The sequence below is a fragment of the Alteromonas sp. CyTr2 genome, assembly GCF_947311905.1.
GTDB classification, from domain to species: domain Bacteria; phylum Pseudomonadota; class Gammaproteobacteria; order Enterobacterales; family Alteromonadaceae; genus Alteromonas; species Alteromonas macleodii.
Map to the genome: position 1 here is coordinate 224,842 of NZ_CAMZMZ010000002.1, position 21,828 is coordinate 246,669.

Annotated in this window: 19 protein-coding genes; 7 read left to right on the forward strand and 12 right to left on the reverse strand. The window is 45.3% G+C overall.

What is annotated here, in order from left to right:
- Positions 1-193 precede the first annotated feature (193 nt).
- Positions 194-1,162 carry a carbohydrate kinase gene (locus QME20_RS02405; RefSeq protein ID WP_014951072.1) on the forward strand — a complete coding sequence of 323 codons (969 nt, stop codon included), beginning with the start codon at positions 194-196 and terminating at the stop codon, positions 1,160-1,162.
- A gap of 101 nt (positions 1,163-1,263) precedes the next feature.
- Here QME20_RS02405 and yeiP read toward each other — a convergent pair whose 3' ends face one another.
- The 5 genes from yeiP to QME20_RS02430 all read right to left on the reverse strand — a co-directional run bounded on the left by yeiP (position 1,264) and on the right by QME20_RS02430 (position 7,178).
- Positions 1,264-1,839 (reverse strand): elongation factor P-like protein YeiP, encoded by a 576-nt coding sequence (gene yeiP, locus QME20_RS02410; RefSeq protein WP_014951071.1) that lies wholly within the window; start codon positions 1,837-1,839, stop codon positions 1,264-1,266.
- A gap of 102 nt (positions 1,840-1,941) precedes the next feature.
- Positions 1,942-3,627 carry a cisplatin damage response ATP-dependent DNA ligase gene (locus QME20_RS02415; protein ID WP_281715382.1) on the reverse strand — a complete coding sequence of 562 codons (1,686 nt, stop codon included), beginning with the start codon at positions 3,625-3,627 and terminating at the stop codon, positions 1,942-1,944.
- Positions 3,627-4,643 carry a ligase-associated DNA damage response exonuclease gene (locus QME20_RS02420; RefSeq protein ID WP_281715383.1) on the reverse strand — a complete coding sequence of 339 codons (1,017 nt, stop codon included), beginning with the start codon at positions 4,641-4,643 and terminating at the stop codon, positions 3,627-3,629. Before QME20_RS02420 ends, QME20_RS02415 begins: the two co-directional genes overlap by 1 nt.
- Positions 4,644-4,917: 274 nt before the next feature.
- Entirely contained in the window at positions 4,918-5,859 is a 942-nt protein-coding gene (locus QME20_RS02425; protein WP_239240904.1) for a transporter substrate-binding domain-containing protein, read from the reverse strand.
- Positions 5,860-5,999: 140 nt separating this feature from the next.
- Positions 6,000-7,178 (reverse strand): DUF418 domain-containing protein, encoded by a 1,179-nt coding sequence (locus QME20_RS02430; protein WP_281715384.1) that lies wholly within the window; start codon positions 7,176-7,178, stop codon positions 6,000-6,002.
- A gap of 223 nt (positions 7,179-7,401) precedes the next feature.
- Here QME20_RS02430 and QME20_RS02435 point away from each other — a divergent pair, with 223 nt between their 5' ends.
- Together QME20_RS02435 and pdeM are read left to right on the forward strand one after the other, a co-directional pair.
- Positions 7,402-10,008 (forward strand): ligase-associated DNA damage response DEXH box helicase, encoded by a 2,607-nt coding sequence (locus QME20_RS02435; protein WP_281715385.1) that lies wholly within the window; start codon positions 7,402-7,404, stop codon positions 10,006-10,008.
- A gap of 40 nt (positions 10,009-10,048) precedes the next feature.
- Complete coding sequence (gene pdeM / locus QME20_RS02440; protein ID WP_281715386.1) at positions 10,049-10,753, forward strand: ligase-associated DNA damage response endonuclease PdeM; 705 nt, start codon at positions 10,049-10,051, stop codon at positions 10,751-10,753.
- A 116-nt stretch (positions 10,754-10,869) separates the two neighbouring features.
- Here pdeM and QME20_RS02445 read toward each other — a convergent pair whose 3' ends face one another.
- The 3 genes from QME20_RS02445 to folM form a co-directional block, all read right to left on the reverse strand.
- Positions 10,870-11,763, reverse strand: coding sequence for a carbon-nitrogen hydrolase (locus QME20_RS02445; protein ID WP_281715387.1), 894 nt, complete (start codon positions 11,761-11,763; stop codon positions 10,870-10,872).
- Entirely contained in the window at positions 11,750-12,814 is a 1,065-nt protein-coding gene (locus tag QME20_RS02450) for an agmatine deiminase family protein (protein ID WP_061486719.1), read from the reverse strand. Before QME20_RS02450 ends, QME20_RS02445 begins: the two co-directional genes overlap by 14 nt.
- A 148-nt stretch (positions 12,815-12,962) precedes the next feature.
- The gene (gene folM / locus QME20_RS02455) at positions 12,963-13,670 is read right to left on the reverse strand and encodes a dihydromonapterin reductase (RefSeq protein WP_049588769.1); all 708 of its coding nucleotides are present in this window, start codon (positions 13,668-13,670) and stop codon (positions 12,963-12,965) included.
- 161 nt (positions 13,671-13,831) lie between these two features.
- Between folM and folE the strand changes: the two genes are divergently transcribed.
- Positions 13,832-14,515, forward strand: a complete 684-nt coding sequence (gene folE, locus QME20_RS02460) for a GTP cyclohydrolase I FolE (RefSeq protein WP_014951061.1) — start codon at positions 13,832-13,834, stop codon at positions 14,513-14,515.
- A gap of 100 nt (positions 14,516-14,615) precedes the next feature.
- On the opposite strand, the gene QME20_RS02465 is transcribed toward folE, so the two are convergent.
- Together QME20_RS02465 and QME20_RS02470 are read right to left on the reverse strand one after the other, a co-directional pair.
- Positions 14,616-14,858 carry a hypothetical protein gene (locus QME20_RS02465; protein ID WP_014951060.1) on the reverse strand — a complete coding sequence of 81 codons (243 nt, stop codon included), beginning with the start codon at positions 14,856-14,858 and terminating at the stop codon, positions 14,616-14,618.
- A 323-nt stretch (positions 14,859-15,181) separates the two neighbouring features.
- Positions 15,182-17,131, reverse strand: a complete 1,950-nt coding sequence (locus tag QME20_RS02470) for an alpha-amylase family glycosyl hydrolase (protein WP_281715388.1) — start codon at positions 17,129-17,131, stop codon at positions 15,182-15,184.
- 279 nt (positions 17,132-17,410) lie between these two features.
- Here QME20_RS02470 and QME20_RS02475 point away from each other — a divergent pair, with 279 nt between their 5' ends.
- Both QME20_RS02475 and QME20_RS02480 read left to right on the forward strand, forming a co-directional pair.
- Entirely contained in the window at positions 17,411-18,628 is a 1,218-nt protein-coding gene (locus QME20_RS02475) for an MFS transporter (RefSeq protein ID WP_014980533.1), read from the forward strand.
- Between the two features lie 125 nt (positions 18,629-18,753).
- Positions 18,754-19,572: a mechanosensitive ion channel domain-containing protein gene (locus tag QME20_RS02480; RefSeq protein ID WP_014977631.1), complete on the forward strand. Its 819-nt coding sequence runs from the start codon at positions 18,754-18,756 to the stop codon at positions 19,570-19,572.
- 78 nt (positions 19,573-19,650) lie between these two features.
- Here QME20_RS02480 and QME20_RS02485 read toward each other — a convergent pair whose 3' ends face one another.
- Positions 19,651-20,034, reverse strand: a complete 384-nt coding sequence (locus QME20_RS02485) for a VOC family protein (RefSeq protein ID WP_014951056.1) — start codon at positions 20,032-20,034, stop codon at positions 19,651-19,653.
- Between the two features lie 23 nt (positions 20,035-20,057).
- The gene (locus QME20_RS02490; RefSeq protein WP_281715389.1) at positions 20,058-21,008 is read right to left on the reverse strand and encodes an aldo/keto reductase; all 951 of its coding nucleotides are present in this window, start codon (positions 21,006-21,008) and stop codon (positions 20,058-20,060) included.
- A gap of 255 nt (positions 21,009-21,263) precedes the next feature.
- On the opposite strand from QME20_RS02490, the gene QME20_RS02495 reads away from it, so the two are divergent.
- Positions 21,264-21,806, forward strand: coding sequence for a lipocalin family protein (locus QME20_RS02495; protein ID WP_281715390.1), 543 nt, complete (start codon positions 21,264-21,266; stop codon positions 21,804-21,806).
- Positions 21,807-21,828 lie beyond the last annotated feature (22 nt).

Consider the following 21,828-nt stretch of genomic DNA (forward strand, 5'->3'; position numbering starts at 1 on the left):
CATAACTTTATTCGACAGTACTAGGTCAACCCTATCACACCCATTGATTTTTGCGCAAAAGGTTAAATCAATTAGGTTGATTTAATTGATTCTTTCGACAATACTATGCCCCAATTAATTAACGATTCGTTAACCTTGCGCGAACTGTGCATAGGTAAGCTGCAATTTTTAAATTCTGTTAAGTGAGGCTGGTATGAAGATTTTATGTTTAGGTGAAGTGCTAATTGATATGTTAAGCCAAGGTGCTGCGCCCAAAGATGGCAACATACCAGCAATGAAACCTTTCCAGCCCTACGCGGGTGGTGCACCTGCTAATGTGGCAGTCGCTGTAGCTCAGCTAGGTGGTGAGAGTGCGATGGTCTCGAAAGTAGGTGACGATACTTTTGGCGCGTTTCTTAAAGAAATGCTAGAGCATTACAAAGTAAACACTGACTTCGTGTGGACTACACAAGAAGGTAATACGGCTCTGGCATTTGTAAACTTGGATGCAGACGGCGAACGCTCTTTTGATTTTTATGTTGATAATGCCGCGCATAAACACATTTCAGAGCAAGATTTGTCGACGATAGATTGTGATAAAAATACAGTGCTTCATTTTTGCTCAGGTTCTATTTCAGGCCCTGAACTTATTCCTGGTACCGAGTTTATTCTGAACAAGGCGAAGGAAAACGGCATGATGGTTTGTTTGGATATTAACTATCGCCCAGCGTTTTGGGATGACACAGCGAATGCGCCGTCACGTATAGATGAAGCTGCAAAGAAAGTGTCTGTTTTAAAGGCTAGCCGAGAAGAACTCGCAGAGCTATATGGCGAAGAAAATGCTGATACAAAGGTTCAGCAGTGGTTAGATAGTGGCGTTAAAGTGGTGCTAGTCACCGATGGTGGTGAGCCCATTCACTATATTACCAAGTCCTTCAGCGGCACGTTAGCGTCACCTAAAATGGATGTAAAAGACACGACGGCAGCGGGTGACTCTTTTATTGGTGGCTTCTTATATTTCCTATCTACAAAAGTGAAAAGCGCTGATGACTTCGACGCGTGGGCGGAGAACTTCGAGAATGTAAGCGAAGCTACGGAATTTGCTATCCGCTGTGGTGCTTACACGGTAACGCAGTATGGTGCATTTAGCGCATTGCCAACGCAGGCTAATATCGCTAAATAAGTATCGATTATCTTAAGATAAACAAAAGGGTTCAAAATGAACCCTTTTTTCTTCAATCGCTGCGCACCGGCAAAGGTGGCGTCAGCTGATGTATTGGTTGCTTAGTGCTTATCCGCTCTACTTTGGAACTTGCGTTCCTCGGTGTTTACCTTAATCCATTCGCCAGTGCTGATGTATTCAGGCACCTGTACAACCAGTCCGGTTGAAAGCGTGGCAGGCTTGGTTCGAGACGTAGCAGAGGCGCCTTTAATAGATGGGTCTGTCTCAACAACTTCAAGCTCTACGCTCATTGGCAAATCTAACGCTACTGGCACTTCACTTACGATAACCACCTGAATACCGTCGGTGTCTTCATTAATGAATAGCGCCTCATTTTCAATACTTTCTTTGTTCAAGTGATAAGGCGTGTAGTCTTCCTTATCCATGAAAATGTATTCGTCACCATCAACATAAGAAAACATTGCCGGACGACGAATTAAATCAGCCATATCTAATGTGTCTGAGTCTTTAAATGTTTCGTCGTACTTAGCACCTGTGACGACGTCATACATGCGCATGCGATAAATGCTGCCACCTGCACGACCTTGGGGTACAGAACGTTCTATGTCTCTAACTATGCAGGTCTTACCGTCAAATACCACGGTGTTATTCTTTTTGATTTCACTAGCCTTAGGCATGGCGATTTCCTATTTTTGTTCTCTTCAGGCAATCCGCCCGAGGTCATCTGTAAAACTTCATTTTCAGCGATTTTTTCTTACTTAGGAAGTATTTTTACGTGGTTAGTTTTCGATTAACGCTTTAACGTTGGTTAGCGTGTCAGCTTCGGCGGCGGGTTTATCCCAACGAATACGGTGAATGCGAGGGAAGCGCAGCGCTACCCCCGATTTATGTCTTGAAGAAGGATGAACCGCGTCGAAAGCCACTTCTAACACCAGATCTTTCTTTACCTCCCGCACAGGGCCAAAGCGCCCCACTGCATTGCGCCGTACCCAGTTGTCTAGCTTCTTAAGTTCTTCGTCGGTAAATCCAGAATATGCTTTTCCTATTGGCAGAAGCTGGTCGTCTTCCCATGCACCGAACGTGTAATCGGAATAGAAGCTCGATCGTTTCCCGTGCCCTCGCTGCGCGTACATCATTACCGCATCAACCACCAGCGGGTCGCGCTTCCACTTGAACCATTGCCCTTTGGGACGGCCGGGGATGTACTTGCTATCTAAGCGCTTTATCATCAACCCTTCCACCGCGCGATTTTGACAAACGTGGGCATGAAGTTCACGAAGGCTTTTAGGAGAGCTCGCAGAAAGGGTTTCCGATAAAAACAAGCGCTCGCTTTTGTTATGGTTAAACCATTCTTGGAGCGCCTGGCGACGTTCCTTCAACGTTTTCTCAGTTAAATCTTTGCCATCTAGCACCAAGGCATCGTAGACAATAAGTCCAACAGGTGAAGACGCTTGCAGTGCTTTACTTGGCTTTTTCTTGTTGAGGCGTTGCTGAAGTGCATTGAATGTGTCGACATTCGGCTGTGAAGCCATAGCGTCATAAGCGTCGCCTTTTACGTTATGAATAACCAGTAGTTCGCCGTCTAACACCATATTTCCTTTTACCGTTTCAAGTAGGTCGGGAAAAGAATGGCTAATGTCATCTCCTGTGCGTGAGAAAAGCGCCTTATCCGGCGTCTCTTCATCTATTGTTTGCCCTTTTTTGTTATCGTTCTGGTCTTTTCTTGTGGCGCATTTACTGGCAATAGGCTCCGATTTAACAGCAAGCTGAACGCGAATACCGTCGTACTTGTTTTCAATTTGCCACGTGCTTTCCGTAAAAGCATCAATATCGCTGTCCTCAATAGGGTGGGAGAGCATCACGGGGTGGAAAGTAACTGCATTTTCAATGTCAGGTTTGTCAGCTTTGCCTTCTAGCCAAGCAAGCATGTCGGTGTAGGGTGGTGTAACCGCGTGCCACAGCGTTTCAATTTCTTTGATATCTTTATTGCCATAATCGGCCAGTATTTGTTTAATGGAGCGAGCCGACACGCCTATGCGCAATCCGCGGGTGCCAAGTTTCAATAAAGCCCAGCGCTGTGCAGGGGTCATTATCGTCAGGTAGTTGGCTAGCGTTTCCGACACCTTCTGTTTACTCACAGACGCAAAGGTTTCTACGACTTCAGTAAGACTTGGAAGATTATCCGTAGGTTCACTGTAAGGCCATAAATGCGCCACGGTTTCGCTAACCTCTCCCACATAATCGTAGCTCATTGCAAAAAGTGCAGAGTCAGTGTGTTCGGTAATGAGCTTTTTCACAGTGTTACGCTTAAAAAAATCGAATCGCAACGTACCGGCCATAGCGGCTATAGCCCAGCCACGATCAGGGTCAGGTGTGTTGGCAATGTAATCAGCAATGAGTTGCGCTTTGGCTTTGTTTCCCGACGTGTAATAAAGTTGCTCAAGCAAATTACTAAATGCTTTCATTAGTCGCCTCCTTGCTCTTCTTCATCGTAGCCGACAAGCGATAATGCCCTAGCTTTGAACCCCATTTTTTCAGCTTGATACATTAACGCGTCTTCTCTACCGTGGGTCACCCATACTTCTTTGGGATTCACTTCTTCAATGGTTTGTAATAATTCTGGCCAATCGCAGTGATCGGAAATAATAAGCGGTAGTTCGGCATTTCTTTGCTTCGCACGGGCGCGAATTTGCATCCAGCCAGACGCCATAACAGGGCGCACATTGGGTAAGCTTCTCGACCACCTGTCGGCCAATGCCGAGGGGGGCGCTAATACAATCTCACCTGCCAGTGCTTTTTTATCTGCGACGTCGGATACAGGAATTAAAGCGCCTAGACTTATTCCAAGCTGTTCATATAAATCGCATAGCTTTAGCTGCGCACCATGTAAGTAGATGGGCTTTTCGTACCCCGCTTCACGTAGCGCTAAAATAACCCTCTGGCATTTCCCTAGGGAATACGCACCAACAAGGTGGCATCGTTCGGGAAAAACACGTAACGAGTGAAGGAGCTTATCTATTTCGTGCTCTATAGGTGGATGTTTAAATACAGGAAGGCCAAAAGTGGCCTCGGTAATCAATACATCGCAAGGGACAACTTCAAACGGCGGGCAGGTAGGATCGTGGCGACGTTTGTAGTCGCCGGAAACTACAACGCGATAACCTGAATATTCGATAAGAATTTGGGTAGAGCCTAAAATGTGCCCGGCGGGGAAAAAAGTGACCGCAACGTCATTAAATGTCACTGACTTACCTAGCGTTATGGCGTGTTGGTGTGTTGCCATTTCATCGCCGTAGCGGGTTTTCATAATGGCCAGTGTTTCTGCACTGGCATAGACACTGTGGTGGCCTGCGCGCGCATGATCAGCGTGTCCGTGAGTGACAAGTGCTGTGGCCACTTCATTCATCGGGTCAATATAAAATTCACCCGGCTCGCAATACAGGCCAGTGTCGTCAGCTTTAAGCCATGTTGATGGATGCACTACACATAATTTCCACGAAATAAACAATGCTCTTACTACGTAGTGAGTACCTAAAATCGACCATTTGATATTCGTTCGTTGAGGATTTTTTCGAACTGTAAAGCGCTTAAGCACTTTGTTTGTCGCAGTAGATATGGACTTGGATACAGCTTCAGAAGAGGTACTTTAAAAGTCTCTCACTTTACATGTGCGGTTGAATCAATGGAGTACTTTCCTTGATGAGAAGTAACACTGATAAGGATGCTGTAGTCTTATAACGTGCTATTCGAGCTACCTATTGTACAACCTCAAGTTGTTGGGCTTCTGATGCTGTTGCCTCTAGCGTCGCTTCGGAGAGGTGTGGATTATTAAGTTTAAGTACGGTTCTCTCTGAAAGCTTCAGCGCTTTTTCAATATCTTTAAAACTAATGTATTTTTCAAATAACGCGGCGAAGCTTCCGTCTTGTCGAGCAATATTTAATCCCCGTTCTATGCGCTGCGCTAATTCAGGTTTCGATTGTGAAACGAAGAAGAACATGTAAGACGGGTAATACAATAAAACTGAAGGCTCTATGATAATGTCTGGGTCGTTTAGTGATTTCGCCTCTACCACCGCCTCATGAGCCGCACGTGGAAAGTAATCAATTCTACCAGCCTTTAAAAGCTCAATGATAATGTCGTAATTACTGGTTCCTAACGTAGTAAATCCGTTGTGCTCTAGAATCTGAAAATCGGGCCAGTCGTGACCTTGACCTGCAATAAACCGCTTTAGGTCAGGCGCGCTACGAACATTGTTAAACTCACGTAGAGTACTTTGGCGGATCAAAGAGACGCGATAGCCCATGATTCCGTTCAATAGAGGAACCCGCACCGGAATGGCTTGCTGTTCACGTAGTTTTGACGTCACTGTCCAAAAAACGTCAATTCCCCCTTCTTGGTTTAGTTGGCGCAGAACGCGTTCTTGCACCAAATTGCCGCTACTCTCTACGAGATATGTTGGTTTAATAGGGTCTTCTGTTTTGCTAAGCGCTAATTTAAGTAATGCAGAGTAATAGGCATGAGAGGCATAGTCGAGCTCACTACTTTCGACTATCTTAACTTCGTAACTGCTAGGGGGGAGCTGTGATGTTTGCGCACTGTCCAACACACTTCCAAAAGCTTGTTGACAGAAAAGGTGCCGAATTATCATCACCGCTACTATTGAAAATAGCCCTACTCGACGTCGATTTTGTATCATGCCTATTTACCTCAATGGCTAAGGAAAAGCCATTGGACCTGCTAACCTTTAACATTGAGTAAAGCTTAGCAGGCCTACTTATTTAGGTTACGTTTACCGTTCAGTATAGACACAATTTTCAAGATGCAAGCGATATGGCGTTAGGTGAGCTGCTCTATTTCGTCCTGTTTCAATTTTTGCTTTTTGTGAAAACTGCGCAAATACATTTTTCGCCATAGGGCTTCAAAGGGACCTTGGTTGAAGTGCTTAGTAATGCCGTTCGCCAAAATAACTTGTACTGCGGTGAAGGCGATGGTGACAAGAAGCAAATCAAGCAACGTTACGCTGTAAATAAAGTTTGGAAAATAAGCGGGCATGACGATGCGAAATAGTACAGCGAGTGCTATTGATTGGGTTAAGTAGAGGGTGAACGCAACTTTGCCGCAGTTTATAAGCGACTGATACCACCACGCCGCAGTATGTCTTATATTTATCAATAGGTGAGCGTATACCAAAGCACAGAAAATGGCTGGAATGCTAGTGAACATGGGAATCACATCTAATGTTACCTGTTCGAATAAAAATTGCGGAAGTGCAGTAATGATGGATGTGACGATAGCAACCAATACTAACTTCTTAAATAGTAGTGACGAGAAGCCGTGATTGAAAAAGCCTGCCCTATACAAATAAGCGCCAAACATCATAAGCCCCATAGACTGCCACAGCATAGTGAATGGCGCGACAATAACCGTAGACAGCATAAATGACGCTTGAATACCAAGCTGCGTTAAATAGCCGCTTTGCCACAAGGCGACTTCTTCGTTAAATGTTTCACTGGGTCGCGTTGGCAGTTCAGCCCCCATGTCGAACACAAACGCCATGACGAGCCCACCAACTAACATAATTGCGCTTCCCACAATAAGGTAATGAATACTTTTCTTTTTGAGTTCATCTTGAGGGAGCGTGAAGTGTTTTAAAATAAAAAATGCGCACAGGCTGTAATAAAGCAAAATGTCGCCGCTGAAAATAAATACGCCATGCAGTAGCCCAAATACAAACAGCCACTTAAGTCTGGCTTGTGAGAAATCTAGGAAATGTTGTCCGCGCTTTTCACAGGCCTCAAATTGAATTGCCAGACCTGCACCGAACAGCAAGCAGAACAGAGAACGAAATCGTCCATCCAAAAACAGCGTGTTAAAAAGTGAAATAACCGTGTCTGATAATAGCGGCTCTTCAAAAAAAGCATAGTTAGCGTAACCGTTTTGGTGAAACGTAATGTTCATGAATAAGATGCCAAGAATGGCTAAACCTCTAACGGCGTCTATTGAATGAATTCGCATGTACGGTCCTTGTAAGAAAATCGCTAATTCGTGAAGCATAAGAAGGTCAAAAACTCTGCGCTGAAGTTTACGCTAAGAAAATGCATAAGGTCGAAGTGAAAAATGTATCTAAACATTAAACGCGCTGAGGATGATTACATTGTGAATCTATCGTAAGGCGTGACAAGTAAACCTAACCAAGGTTTTGCCGTATAAGTGCTAAAAGTATTAACAAGAACCATCAATGACTTCACTTCCTTCAGTCTTTGCCCATTGGTTTGAACAAAAAGGCTGGCAACTACGCGATTATCAACACACCATGCTGGTGGAGAAAGACCAGCATGACTGTACATTATTGATTGCGCCAACCGGCGCTGGCAAAACCCTGTCAGGCTTTTTACCTAGCCTAGTCGAACTTGCAGAGACATTTGGTATGAGCGAGCTTGCTGAGGCATTCGGTACGAGTGAACTTGATGAGATTTCGGAAAACCAGGAGCTTGTTAAGAAGACCGGAACCAGTGAACAAGCAGAAATAAAAGCAATAAACAAACAGGCAACAAAAGGAAAAGAAAAGGATGGGTTCAACGGCCTACATACCCTTTACATATCGCCGCTGAAAGCACTCACGCAAGATATTCATCGTAATTTGTTACAGCCCATTGAAGAGATGGCGCTGCCGATAACGGCAGAAACACGCACAGGCGATACGCCCTCACACAAGCGCCAGCGTCAACGTAAAAAGCCGCCAAACATCCTGCTTACCACACCAGAATCGCTCATGCTGATGTTGAGCTACGCCGATGCCGACAAGCTTTTTGGCAAGCTTAAACGCGTGATCATCGACGAAACGCACAGTTTAATGGCCAACAAGCGCGGAGACTTTCTTTCACTCGCCCTCGCGCGGTTAAGCATTCTATCACCGCATTGTAAGCGTATTGGCTTATCAGCCACCGTCGCTTTTCCCGAAACGCTAGGTGCGTGGCTGGCTGGCAGTGACGGTGTAGCTAATATTGTAAAAGTGAAAGCGGGTGAAAAACCTAAGGTGGAAATGCTGCACTCTAAAGCGCGCATGCCTTTTGGCGGCTTTATGGCTCGCTACGCCATCGATGATATTTACCAGGCCATTGAAAACGCCAAAACCACGCTGGTTTTTGTGAATACGCGAGCTCAGTCAGAGCTGTTGTTTCAAATGCTGTGGGAGGCAAACAAGGCTGCGCTACCCATTGCCCTTTATCACGGTAGCTTGAGCAAAGAGCAGCGTCGTAAGACCGAAGCCATGATGGCAAGCGGCATGCTGAGGGCAATTGTATGTACGTCGGCCTTGGAGTTAGGTATCGACTGGGGGGACGTGGATAAGGTTATTCAAGTTGGCGCACCAAAAGGCGTGAGCCGATTACTGCAGCGCATAGGGCGAGCAAACCACAGGCTCGACGAGCCAAGTGAAGCGTTGCTCGTACCGGCAAACCGTTTTGAAGCGCTGGAATGTCAGGCGGCGATCTCCGCTATTGAAAAAGGGGAGCTAGACGGGGAAAGCCCACAGCCAGGGGCACTGGACATTGTCCCGCAATTTATATTGAACTGCTTGTGTAGTAGGGCTGATACCCCAGATACCTTGTATCAAGAGATACTTACCGCCACGCCATATCAAGGGTTGGATAGAGATGATTTCGATAAGCTGTGGCAGTTTACTCAAGACGGCGGCAGTGCGCTTAATGCGTATGAGAGATATCAACGCCTGACGAAAAACGACGATGGCACTTACTCGCCAGCGAATCGGCGGGTTATTCAACGGCACAGACAAAATATCGGCACAATCGTTGAAGCGGGTCGGCTTAAAGTAAAGCGTATACGAAGAGGAAATCAGGGCAAGATAATTGGTGAAGTAGAAGAGTATTTTGCTCAGCAGTTAACGCCCGGAGACACCTTCTATTTTGCAGGAGAAGTATTGCGTTTTGAGGCTATTCGCGACATGCAGCTACACGCTAAGCCTGCAAAAGCAAAAGAGCCGAAAATACCAAGCTACGCGGGTGGTCAAATGCCGCTATCTACTTACTTGGCGGAAGGGGTACGGGCAATTTTGGCTACTCAGAAATCATGGAGAGCACTGCCTGCACAGGTACAAGAGTGGCTTAAACTTCAACAGGCGTTTTCTCAATTGCCTAGTCCTGACAACGTGCTTGTAGAACAATTTCCGTTTAGACATGCGCACTATACCTTGTACTACACCTTCGACGGACGCAAAGCGAACCAAACCTTAGGTATGTTGCTAACGCGACGAATGGAAAAAATGGGCATTAAGCCTTTAAGCTTCAGCGTGACCGATTACGGATTATCGGTAGCATCAGTAAACGCCATCACACAAGGGCAGCTGCAGCACCTCTTTCAGCCGGATATTTTAGGGGACGAGTTAGAAGACTGGATGTTACAGGCACCTATGCTTAAGCGCTCGTTCAGGCAAGTGGCGGTGGTGAGTGGGCTCACTGAACAGCGCTATCACGCCAGCCAAAAAACCATGAAGCAGGTCACGTTCTCCACGGACCTTATTTACGATACGTTGCGTGAACACGACCGCGACCATATCTTACTTAAAGTAGCTCGGGCCGATGCAGAGCGTGAGCTACTTGATTTACGGCGACTCGCTAATTTACTTATTCGCTATGTAGATTCAGCGATATTAGTGAATCTTGAAAAGCCGTCGCCCATGGCCATTCCAATAGTGCTGGATGTGCGTAGTGAACAAGTGAAAGGCGCTGGTGCGCAGGCTATCATTGAGCAAGCTAATTTATATGCCGAAGCTGAAACCATGTTAGATGAAGTTCGCGCATTGTTATCGGGCTCATCTGTTGAATAATATTAGATAAAAGCAAAGACGAAAAGAATAAGAGGGCAATTTGGCAATAACTGACGCGTGGCTAACCGAAAAAGTAAGCCAGCGCCACATCACTATCACAAAATATGCAGACTACTTGTGGCTGTTAGACGCGCGCGGTGTGGCGTATTTACCCGCATGCGATTGGCTTATAGTGTCTGATCTCCACTTAGAAAAAGGCAGTTATTTACGCAGTTATGCGAACCCGTTGCCGAGCTTGGATTCCACCGCTACGTTAACGCGATTAGAGAGCATCATCGATGATTACAAGCCACTGCGAGTAATCAGCTTAGGTGACAGCTTTCACGATAAACACAGCATGTCACGCATGACCTTTGATGACCGTCAGCACTTATGCAGATTAGTTGATAGTGTGAACGAGTGGATGTGGGTAGAAGGTAATCATGACCCAGATTTACCCGACGGCATACCGGGTACGCCGTGTTTTGAAGTAGTGCTAGATAATATGGTATTCAGACACGAAGTAGAAACGAGTGAAACTCGTGCTCAGGTTATTGGCCATTATCATCCCAAAAAGCGCACAACCATTACTCGCCGCCGTTATTCAGGCAAATGCTTTACTAACAACGAAAATGTATTTGTGATGCCAGCCTTTGGTCAGTTCACTGGTGGGCTGGATATAGATGAAGAGGTAATGCTAACGCTTCTGCCTAAACGCTCACGACAGGTATTCATGCTCTACGACAACATTATATTTAAAGTATGAACCACCAAAATGGGGTCAGAGTACATTTCCACCGCGGCAGAATTAAAAAAGGGGTCAGAGTACATTTTGTGACATAGATTTGTCTTGGAAAATGTACTCTGACCCCATTATTTGGGTTAGTCGCGCCAGCGCTTGGTTAGTTCGTCGTAGGCGTCTATGCGGCGGTCGCGGAAGTAAGGCCAAATGCGCTTCACCTGTTCGGTTCGCTCCATATCAAGCTCTACGGTTAGCGTGGTTTCACCTTCAGCTTCGGCTTTGGCCAAAATCTCACCTTGCGGGCCTGCTACAAAGCTTTGTCCCCAGAATTGAATACCTGGGTCACCTTCAACAGGTGACGCTTCAAAGCCAGTGCGGTTTGCCACGATAACCGGTACTGAGTTTGCCACAGCGTGAGAGCGCTGAATGGTTTCCCATGCACCATGCTGACGGGTACGTTCTTCTTCTGTGTCAGTTAAATCCCAGCCGATTGCGGTAGGGTAGAACAACAAGTCCGCACCTGCCATCGCCATTAGGCGCGCCGCTTCTGGATACCACTGGTCCCAACACACCAATACGCCAAGTTTACCTACGCTGGTTTCAATAGGCGTGAAGCCCATATCGCCCGGTGTGAAGTAAAACTTCTCGTAAAAGCCTGGGTCATCAGGAATATGCATTTTACGATATTTGCCCGCAATTTCTTTACTGCGGTCGAACACGACTGCGGTGTTGTGATACAAACCTGAACCGCGCTTTTCAAATAAAGATGTCACCAACACGATATTGTGTTTTTCGGCTAGTTCACCAAAAAACTCTGTCGCAGGTCCAGGAATTGGTTCAGCCAAATCAAAGGCGCCAGTATCTTCTTGCTGGCAAAAATACAGGGTGCTGTGTAGTTCTTGAAGCAAAATACACTCGCATCCTTCAGCGGCTAATTTGGCAATTTGCTCGGCACTTTTATTCCAGTTCGTTGCTTTATCGTTATCGGCAACGGCCTGTTGTACCAGACCCACTTTTAGCTTAGCTGGGCGCATGTAATGACACTCCTTTCTTTAAGGTGGTGATAATGGAATCTTTTAATGTATTTGTGGGAACCTGCATGGAAATGCAATGCAAGCTGCCGTATTGTCTTACGAGTACACTGCAATCGATTGGTTCAACAATATGATTGGGATGTGCTCTTTGTACAGTCTCAATGGCTTCTGCGTCTTCCTCTTCACCGTAAACAGGCAATAATATTGCGTTGTTACAAATTAAGTAATTTGCGTACGATGCCGGCAGGCGATCCCCTTCGTCATTTACAATATTAGGCAGCGGCAGATGAAACTGTTCATGCTCAGGCAGCTCAAGGGCGCACTCGTCGCACAACGCTTTCAACCCTTCAAAGTGACTGTCATTAGGACGGTTGTTACACGCCTGGATCACTAGGCCTTTGTTCGGCGTGAAACGCACTAATGTGTCGATGTGACCGTCAGTATCATCGCCTTCTAAATGACCATGTTGCAAAATAGTAACTTTGCTGCAGCCTAGCATATCTTTAAATGCATCTTCGTAAGCGCTTAGCGACATATCACCATTACGCTCAGGGTTAAGTAAACACTGGGCAGTACTTAATAGGTGTCCGTCTTCATCAATTTCCAGCGCGCCACCTTCTGCCACAATTGGGCTGCTGCGAAGTACAGATTTACACATGCTAGCAAGATAACGCTGATTCGCCAGATTATCTTCAGCGGCGTTAAACTTATTGCCCCAACCGTTAAAGCGAAATTCTACCGGCGAGCCATTGCCTTCACTGTCTTTACACGTGATGAAGCCGTAGTCGCGCATCCATGTGTCGTTAAATGAGGCCGGAACAATAAGCACTCGAGCGTTCTCTGGTAAACGAGAATTAAGATCGTCTACGTCACTCGGCGCACATAATAAAATCACACCCGCATTGTTGCGGTTTACTGCAGCAATCACGTTCAGATACGTCGCTCTCGCGTCTTCTAACCATGGAGCCCAGTCGGTTTGCGCATGAGGCCACGCTAACATAACAGCATCAATGTTATGCCATTCAGGCGCCATAGTACGGTTGCCGTGCATAGTAAAATTCCAAATAGCTACGAAATAGGGTTCGGATTATAGCCATGCCTCAGCATGAGACCAAGGCAAATGGCGATGAAATTAATTGGCGGTGACGATTACTTTAAGCCATAAGGAAAACTGAAATGACAGAAAAAAGGGGCAGTCTTTATCTTAAATGCCGCCCACCGTTAAGATGAAGGGTTTGCCCTGTCACGTAGTCACTATCAAATAAATAGTTCACGGCTTTCACGGCCTCTTGCGCCCCCGGTACTATCTCTAACAGTGATTTTTCTAACGCTTTTTGCTTATAAGCTTCGTCATCACCCTCATTGAACATAAGCAAAGCTGGGGCAATGCTATTTACTTTTACCTTTGGTGCTAGCTTCTTAGCAAATGATAGGGTCAGGTTGTGCAGGGCTGCCTTACTTGCCGCATAAGCCATGTGTTTCTCGCTGCCTGTTTCTTGAACGTAGTCAGTCATATGAATAATGTCAGATTGAACGTCGCAATCACAAAGAGCCTTTTCAAGTGCCAAGTTTATGCGGTAAGGGGCAACAGCATGGACCAACATCATTCGTTCAATCAAGCTATGCTTGTCATGGTTATCTTTTTCTTGCGCCCAATCTGACGCGTTGTGGATCACCGCTCGATAGGTTTTACTGATTGCCTTAATCTCATCAATTGCTCGATCAATAGCCGCCTCAGTGCTAAAATCCGCCTGTAAGACTGTAGCACCTTTATCCTCAAGCATTGAAATACTTGGACGAAGTGTTCGATAAGTCACGACAACGTGGTGGCCCTGGTCAAGTAAACTATTGGCCATAGCTAAGCCTAAACGTTGGCTTGCGCCTGTAATTAACACAGGTGAATTCAAGATGATGTCCTTCTTTCGTAAAAGGTAACGGTTTTATTATTCTGTGCCAAATGCACAGTCGGTAGCAATGACATTAAATAAAAGTCATGTTGCCAAGTAATCGATCTGTAACGAACTCATGCTCGTACAAGATCAAAAAAGAAGTAACTACGGATAAAGTAATGTTAGCAAAAGAAGCGGTAATTGTGCGCGACGCACTAGACCCCTCTATTTCAGAGCCAGCACAACGTGTACGAGAAGCATTAGAAGCCAAAGGTTTAGAAACACCTATGGTGGCTAATGGTCTTACTGACGAGCAAAAGCGCAAACGAATTGAAAGTGCTATGCGTGACGTAATGGACACGCTTGGCCTTGATCTAACTGACGACAGTTTGTGTGATACGCCCACGCGAATCGCTAAAATGTATGTTAATGAAATCTTCGGTGGATTGGACTACCGCAAATTTCCTAAGATTACTGCCATTGAAAACAAGATGCAGATTGACCAGCCTGTACAGGTATCTGATATAAGCCTGACCAGCACCTGCGAACACCACTTTGTTACTATTGATGGCACGGCAACCGTTTCTTATATTCCAAAAGATACAGTAATCGGCCTTTCAAAGATTAACCGTCTTGTGGGTTTCTTTGCTCAACGTCCACAGGTACAAGAGCGTTTAACTCAACAAGTGTTAGTTGCGTTGCAGACGTTGACCAATACTGAAGACGTAGCGGTGAGCATTAACGCCACGCACTATTGCGTTAAGGCGAGAGGGATCCGTGATACTAATTCATATACGAAAACGTCTGCGCTCGGCGGCCGTTTCCTTACTGATAATGAATTGAAACGAGAGTTCTTTCGGTAGTTAATGGTTGTTTGCTTCGGAACTTTATTCAAGAACTTTAAAAGCCGCTCATAAAGCGGCTTTTTGTTTGCTAACATTTTGCTACGCTTCCCAACGCGCTTTATTTGATAACAAGCTCTGCATCCAGTGAATCGACAATCAAATTGATACGGCCACCAATACCATCGGCCGCCGTTAAACTGAGTACTTTGTTGCAGCACCCACAAGATTCATGCTGTTCGTGATACATGTCGCGAACTGTTTCTAGCTGGAAGTCATTTATTGCGCCGCAATACGGGCACATGTATTCCAAAGCACTATCACTTTGCATCGTTTTATCCGTTACCATGTTAAACATATCCATATGACATAAGTCGAATCCCGCTGTGTAATACTTCTGCGTGAAGCAAGAAACAAACCACACACAACAAGAAGAGTGCTACTTCCGCGTCAATCAGTTTGAGAGCCAGTCAAACACAGGCCAAGCTACCAAAGTTATGCGGAAGCTACGTGAACTATCTATTCACTATAAAAAGTATAGTGGGTATTTATTGGTGTGCCTGTGAAAAAATGACTTATTCGATAAGTCACTGGCAGTAAAGATAATTAATTTGGCGACTAAGCCGCGGAAAACTTGCTAACCACTTTTCAAACAGCAATTAGCAAGATATGGCGAAAGCTCGAACTTTAATCAGCAAGAAGCCACATTTGTTGAAAAGGCTCAAGCAATAGTGGTGACGCATTCATTTCGAAAGTTTCATCAGTTAACAAATCTCGGCCTGATGCGCCCTTTAGTGTTGCCAAAAGGCTACGCTGAATGGTCTGAGGGTGCTCACTGAAGTTACATATCACAAGCAGCTTGTGACCCTGTGTATTTTCCCGAAGAAAAGCAAAGCAATGATGGTTATCGGCATCTAAAATTTGGGTGCTAGACTGCCCGAAAATCGCATTCTGCTTTCTAATTGCTATCATTTTGCACAATCCGTTAAACACGCGAAGGCTCGCAGTCTCTGTAGGGTTGGCAGGCGACGTGTTTCCTAGCGCCAATCCCGTATCTGCGCGGGTAACAGCAATTCGGTTTACCCATCTGTCGTCGTGCTTTTTGGTGTCATCAAATCGATAGCTGTAGTCATTAAGCTTGCCTACTTCATCACTAGAGTAAAGTAGCGGAATACCTCCAATGCTAAAGGTGATACCGTAAAGCAGCATCATTCGTTTCACAGCGTCATCAATGCCTTTTGAATCGTTGGATTTAAGCGCGCCTTCTAGCCCACATAAAGAGGCCAGTGAACCACACACACGACAATCGCCGTTAGAAGGGTTTTCAGCAAACGGCACGCCGTTGGCAAAACTTCCTTCAAAACGACCGGTATAAAATTGATTAAGAAAATGGCGGTGATCGAATGCGTTAATACCCAGTTCGTTGGCTACCGCGTCGTCGAAGGTCCATCCGATATCGTCGTGGCATCGCACGTAGTTCACCCATGTGCAGTTCTCAGAAATAGAGAAGCTCTTTTTCATTGAGCGCGTAAGCAAACGGGTTTTACGCGTGGCTAACGAGTTCCATAGCAGTGCCATTAGCAAAGGGTTGTAGGATAGCTGACACTCATCTTTGTCGATGTACTTAAGTACTTCGTCAGGGTGCACGATGGCTTCTGACTTAAAGACCACGGCAGGCGCTACAATTTGTAAGCAACAGTTGAACGCTTGTATAAGAACGTGGGCCTTTTCCTGATTTTCGCAGTTAGTTCCGAGTTCTTTCCAAATAAAGGCCAACGCATCTAAACGCAGTGCAGCGCTACCTATATTGGCCAGAAACAACATTTCAGACGTGATAGCGTTAAACACCTCAGGATTACTGTAGTTTAAATCCCATTGAAAGCTGTTAAATGTTGTCCATATCCATTTCTCTATCTGTTCATTAAAGGTAAAGCTACCTCTTCTTACCTGGGGAAATATTTCTCTTAAAGTATGTTCGTACTGATCGGGAATGGTTCTGTCATCGAAAAGGTAGTAGTAGTCTTGAAACTGCTTCTCACCAGCCAGTGCAGCTTTCGCCCAAGCGTGCTCGTCAGAGGTATGATTGAACACAAAGTCGAGAACAAGATTTATTCCCTCTTTCTGAAGTGCTGAAGCAAGTTTTTCCAGGTCTTTCACTGTGCCTAACGTTGGATTAACCTTGCGATAATCCGACACAGCATACCCGCCATCGCTATCCCCTTTGGGCGCATCGTATAAAGGCATTAAGTGCACATAGGTAACGCCTAAAGACTTAAAGTAGGGAATTTTGTCATGCAAGTCATTCAGAGTGGGGCCCATCAGGTCAACATAACAGGCCATGCCGACTTGCTGTTCATCGCGATACCAAAGCGGGTTTTTTAACCTTTCATTATCAAGCTTTTTGAGGGCTGGTTTACGGCTTTTTAACCCGTCTCTTAATATTTCAACCAGTTTTTGTAAATGAAAGTAGCAGTCATACTGGTGCCCATAAACGTAGGTATATTTGTCAAAAAGACGAGGAAAATGTTCCTTCAAGCGACGCGTAAAAGTTGTTGCATCTTTCTTACTTAGGCCAGATAAATCGGTTGATGCCAAGATTCGGTCTAAACATACACCACTGTCAGCAGCATAGCTCATAGAAAACTCCAAAGTGCGACGCTTAGGTGCGTCATACAACCTATCCTAATTAACAGGTTTACAGGCTTTTTAAATTCTGTTAACTTTTATCTTAAACGATTAAGCTCATTTATCAAGTTTATTACATCGTTATTTTTGACCTACTGAATGCGTGCAATGATCAACGTGTTTTTGTGAAGTTTAGAAGGGCGGAACAAGGCCTTTCATACCGTGCTTGTGAGACAGACTATGCCCAATCATGATCCTAGTAGCAGAATTATCAGATGGCTAACCTACCTAATGTTTATGATGTTTGCGATGACGTCAGACTCGGTAGGCGAGATAATCAAAGAAGTGAAAGTGGCGTTCTCTGTCACCAATGCTCAAGCAAGCTTAATGCATTCACTCCCCATGTTAGGTATTGCCTTATCGGGCCTATTCCTTGGTTTTTTGGCTGATAAGTTAGGCCGCAAGCCTACCATTATCATTGGTTTAGCGTTGTTTGGCCTTGCATGCTACAGCTTCTTAATTGCTAACGACTTTGTGTTGATTGTTAGTTTAATGAGCTTATCTGGCGTTGCCGTGGGCATCTTTAAAACAGGTGCGCTGGCGCTCATCGGTGATATTTCAACATCGACCAAACAGCACACAGCTACTATGAATGGGGCAGAAGCCTTCTTTGGCGTTGGTGCAATTATCGGGCCTCTTATTGTCGCTTATCTTATTCATCAAGGCGTTGCATGGCAGTGGCTTTATGTAATCGCCGGTGGTGTTTGTACGCTACTTATAATCGGTGCTTTGCTGGTGAAATACCCCGCTTACACTCGCGATACAGCCTCAGGTGAAAAGAAAGTATCAATAGCGCAGAGCTTAAGTTTAGTGAAAAACCCCTATGCTTTAGGATTTTCAGTAGGCGCGTTTTTATATGTCGCCGCAGAAAGCGCCATTTATGTGTGGATGCCGAGTTATTTAGTGTGCGATGCGACTACGCTTAAAGCGACCTACGATTGTTATACTGAAGGCTTCTCTCAGACCCTTGCAATATACTCGGTAACGGCATTCTTTATCCTTCGTGCTGCAGGGCGTTTCGTAGGCATCTGGATGATGTCTCACTTCAACTGGGCATTGGTTCTTATGGTGTTCACTGGTGCTATTGTACTGTGTTTCGGTCTTGGTCTGTGGGGCGGAAAACAGCTTGCGTTGTTTCTATTCCCGCTAACGGGCATTTTTATGTCAGTAATTTATCCTACCTTTAACTCAAAAGGCATAAGCTGTTTCCCAAAACATCAACACGGAAGCGTAGCCGGAGTAATCTTGTTCTTCACCGCAGCAGGTGCGGCTGCAGGGCCTTTCATCATGGGCCTGGTGAGCGACGCCAACGGTGGCGACGCCAAGTATGGCTTTATGGTAGCCACGGGTTTTGCTGCCGTGCTCTTTGTTGGCTTGGTGTATAACTACATTAAGAACCCTACCAAAGAACGTTTAGCGGAAATTGAGGCAAGCGAATACGCCAACTAAATGCAATGCTCGCTCTTTATTCCTTAAAACCGTAACGTGCCGGGCTTGCTCTCGGCACTGGTTTTTCCTCACGTTGTTGTTTAAGCTTCGGTTATTCCTATCAGTTTCTAGTCTAATCACGTTCCATGGATGAGTTAAAACAAGCGCAAGCCCTTTACGACACTCTTGTAGAATTTGCAGTGACCTACAGTTTCCAAATTGTAGGCGCCATCATTATTTTTCTGCTTGGCTGGTGGGTGGCCAATAAAATAGGCCACATGGTTGAAAACCTGATGGTCAGCAGAAATATCGATATTACGCTGAGCCGCTTTACCGGCGGTGCCAGCAAGCTAGTGGTATTGGGTATCGTAATAATTATAGCATTAGGTAATGTGGGCATTAGCGTAACCCCACTTATAGCCGCCGTAGGTGCTGTAGGTTTAGGTGCAGGTTTAGCTATTCAAGGTATGTTGGCCAATTATGCCGCTGGCTTTACCATAATTATTACCCGTCCTTTCGTTGTTGGCGACACTATCCGCGTGCGTGGTGTTGCAGGGGTGGTCGATCAAGTCATGTTGCCCTATACCATTCTTATTGACGAAGACAATGTTCACATCCAAATACCCAACAAACTGATAGTCGGTGAAATCTTGCATAATTCTGCAGAGAACATGTTGATTGAACTTGAAATTGGCGTTGCCTATTCCAGTAAGGTCGATGAGGTAATCGATGTGATTCGCAAGGCTGTTGAAACGGTAGATGGAGTCAGCGAAGAAAAGTCACCCGCCATTGGTGTAGATAATTTTGGCGACAGCAGTATTAACTTTGGTATTCGGGTTTGGGCGCCAGCTGTAAGGCATTTCGAAGTGCGCTATGCACTAAACCAAGCCATTTTTAATGCTCTTCAGCAGCATGATATTGAAATACCATTCCCGCAGCGGGAAGTCAGGATGCTCGACCAATAAAAGTTTGTATCGCTATTGATAAAAATGCCGAATAAGAGACCCCTTATTCGGCATTTTTCTATTACGGCTACGCGATTTTTAGATTTCGTATAGCTCTAGAGGTAAACCGTCAGGATCTTGGAAAAATGTAAAGCGTTTGCCGGTGTATTCATCGGTTCTCACTGGCTCGCATTCAACTCGCTTATTCGTTAGGTGGTTAATCATTTCATCAAGGTTGTCCACCTTGAACGCTAAGTGCCTAAGTCCTTGCGCTTCTGGGCGCGACGGTCTTTGCGGTGCCCCCGGAAACGAAAAAAGCTCAATCTGACTGCCATCAGGTAACGCGAGGTCACATTTGTAAGAGTCTCTGGCTTCACGGTAGTTTTCATCAATAATCGAGAAGCCCAACACGTCCGTGTAAAACGTCTTTGAGCGAGGGTAGTCACTACAAATGATAGCAACGTGGTGAAAGCCTTTCAGCATCTTAATTTCCTTAATATTTATGCTTACGGCATCTCTTGACCGCGAGCAGCCTCAAATAACTTGTACCAGTGCTCTCGACTTAAATGAACATCTTCAGCCTTTTGGCTTGCTTTAATTCTGTCAATATTGGTACTGCCCAAAACGGGCGCAATGTTGGCAGGATGTCGCATCAACCAGGCCAAAACAATCGCTTCAGGCGTAGTTTGATATTCACCTGCAAGTTGAGCCACTAAGTCTGCTGTTGCACGGTCATTACTATTTTCAACTTTTGCACCTGTGTATCTACCTTGTGCCAAGCTTCCCCATGCCTGAAGTTGCACGTTGTTCATCATGCAGTATTCAAGTGTGCCGGGCGCATAACCTGTATCGCGATTAGCAGCACTGTTGGTAGTAATGCCGTCTTCTAACCAGTCTCTAAAGCCAAGGCTCATTTCAAGTTGGTTGGCAACAATAGGTGTGGAAAGTGCAGACTGCAGGTAATTAATTTGGTGACCATGCATGTTTGAAACGCCAACATGCTTTATTTTACCTTGCTGCTGAAGCAGCGTCAGTGTACCGGCGACTTCGTCTAGCTCCATAAGTGGATCTGGACGATGCAGCAGCAGTATATCAAGCTGTTCTATTCCTAATCTAGAGAGAATGCCTTCAACCGACGTGTGAATGTGATTTGCTGAAAAGTCGTAACGCTTTGGTCCTAAATCATCCTCAAATCGTATTGCACATTTAGATTGGATAATCATTTTGTCTTTTAATTCGGGCGCTTGCTTGAGCGCTTCACCAAAAACCGTTTCGGCTTTGCCGAACGTATAAATATCAGCATGATCAAACACATTAATATCTAAACTCAGTACAGTATCAATGATGCTTCTTGCTTGGCTTATATCGGCTTTGGTTGCCGGTTTGTCGTTCCAACCGCCACCTAAGCCCATGCATCCATATATTAAGCGGCTTGCGTGTGGAAAGTGTGCATTCATGTCATTTTCTCCCTGTTTGAGAATATCGAGTGGGCAGGGCCTGTATTAGCTCAAGGCTTGTTTTAAAAGCACTGTAATATGGTCCAAGCGATAAGAAAAGTCTGATTAGGCGAGCGTATTTTTACTGTCGACCGTTAGCCTAGCTTGAAGGTTTATGGTGTTGCAGCACCGATAAAGATCATTATTGCGATGTAGGCGTGTATTTAAATTAATCAGTGGGCTTTTTAAAAGCTGAGTTCAAGGAAAAGAGGGCATATGTTTAAGCAGTTAGTTTCAATGATTATGGCGGGTATGGTGTGTGTGGGCTTGTCTGGCTGTACTGGCGTACCTGACAAGGTAGTGCCGGTTGAAGGCTTTGAGCTTCCTCGTTATTTAGGGAAGTGGTATGAAATAGCGCGCTTTGACCATAGCTTCGAAGAAGGATTAAGCGAAGTTACGGCAACCTATAGCATGCGCGAAGACGGAGGGGTTAAGGTAATTAATCGCGGTTTTTCAGGAGAAGAAAATGCATGGGATGAAGCCGAGGGCAAAGCGTATTTTGTAGAGTCTGAAACGACAGGGCACCTGAAGGTATCGTTCTTTGGCCCATTTTACGCCAGCTATGTAATTATGGAGCTAGATAAAGAAGGTTATCAATATGCTTTGATAACAGGCCCAGATAAAGACTACCTTTGGATTTTAGCGCGAGCACCTTCTATTTCAGATGAAGTTCGCACCCGTTTACTAGAAAAAGCGACATCGGCTGGGTACGACGTTAGCAAGCTTATTTGGGTAGAGCACGGCGAAGAGAATTCATAGCCACTTTCGAGCGAGTTGTTCT

Coding starts and splice junctions, on each gene's coding strand:
- QME20_RS02475 (WP_014980533.1), top strand. CDS start 17,411: ATGTTTATGATGTTTGCGATGACGTCAGACTCGGTAGGCGAGATAATC.
- yeiP (WP_014951071.1), bottom strand. CDS start 1,839: ATGCCTAAGGCTAGTGAAATCAAAAAGAATAACACCGTGGTATTTGAC.
- folE (WP_014951061.1), top strand. CDS start 13,832: ATGTTAGCAAAAGAAGCGGTAATTGTGCGCGACGCACTAGACCCCTCT.
- QME20_RS02425 (WP_239240904.1), bottom strand. CDS start 5,859: ATGATACAAAATCGACGTCGAGTAGGGCTATTTTCAATAGTAGCGGTG.
- QME20_RS02405 (WP_014951072.1), top strand. CDS start 194: ATGAAGATTTTATGTTTAGGTGAAGTGCTAATTGATATGTTAAGCCAA.
- QME20_RS02495 (WP_281715390.1), top strand. CDS start 21,264: ATGTTTAAGCAGTTAGTTTCAATGATTATGGCGGGTATGGTGTGTGTG.
- QME20_RS02450 (WP_061486719.1), bottom strand. CDS start 12,814: ATGCACGGCAACCGTACTATGGCGCCTGAATGGCATAACATTGATGCT.
- QME20_RS02485 (WP_014951056.1), bottom strand. CDS start 20,034: ATGCTGAAAGGCTTTCACCACGTTGCTATCATTTGTAGTGACTACCCT.
- QME20_RS02445 (WP_281715387.1), bottom strand. CDS start 11,763: ATGCGCCCAGCTAAGCTAAAAGTGGGTCTGGTACAACAGGCCGTTGCC.
- QME20_RS02490 (WP_281715389.1), bottom strand. CDS start 21,008: ATGAATGCACACTTTCCACACGCAAGCCGCTTAATATATGGATGCATG.
- QME20_RS02480 (WP_014977631.1), top strand. CDS start 18,754: ATGGATGAGTTAAAACAAGCGCAAGCCCTTTACGACACTCTTGTAGAA.
- QME20_RS02470 (WP_281715388.1), bottom strand. CDS start 17,131: ATGAGCTATGCTGCTGACAGTGGTGTATGTTTAGACCGAATCTTGGCA.
- QME20_RS02430 (WP_281715384.1), bottom strand. CDS start 7,178: ATGCGAATTCATTCAATAGACGCCGTTAGAGGTTTAGCCATTCTTGGC.
- QME20_RS02465 (WP_014951060.1), bottom strand. CDS start 14,858: ATGGATATGTTTAACATGGTAACGGATAAAACGATGCAAAGTGATAGT.
- QME20_RS02415 (WP_281715382.1), bottom strand. CDS start 3,627: ATGAAAGCATTTAGTAATTTGCTTGAGCAACTTTATTACACGTCGGGA.
- QME20_RS02435 (WP_281715385.1), top strand. CDS start 7,402: ATGACTTCACTTCCTTCAGTCTTTGCCCATTGGTTTGAACAAAAAGGC.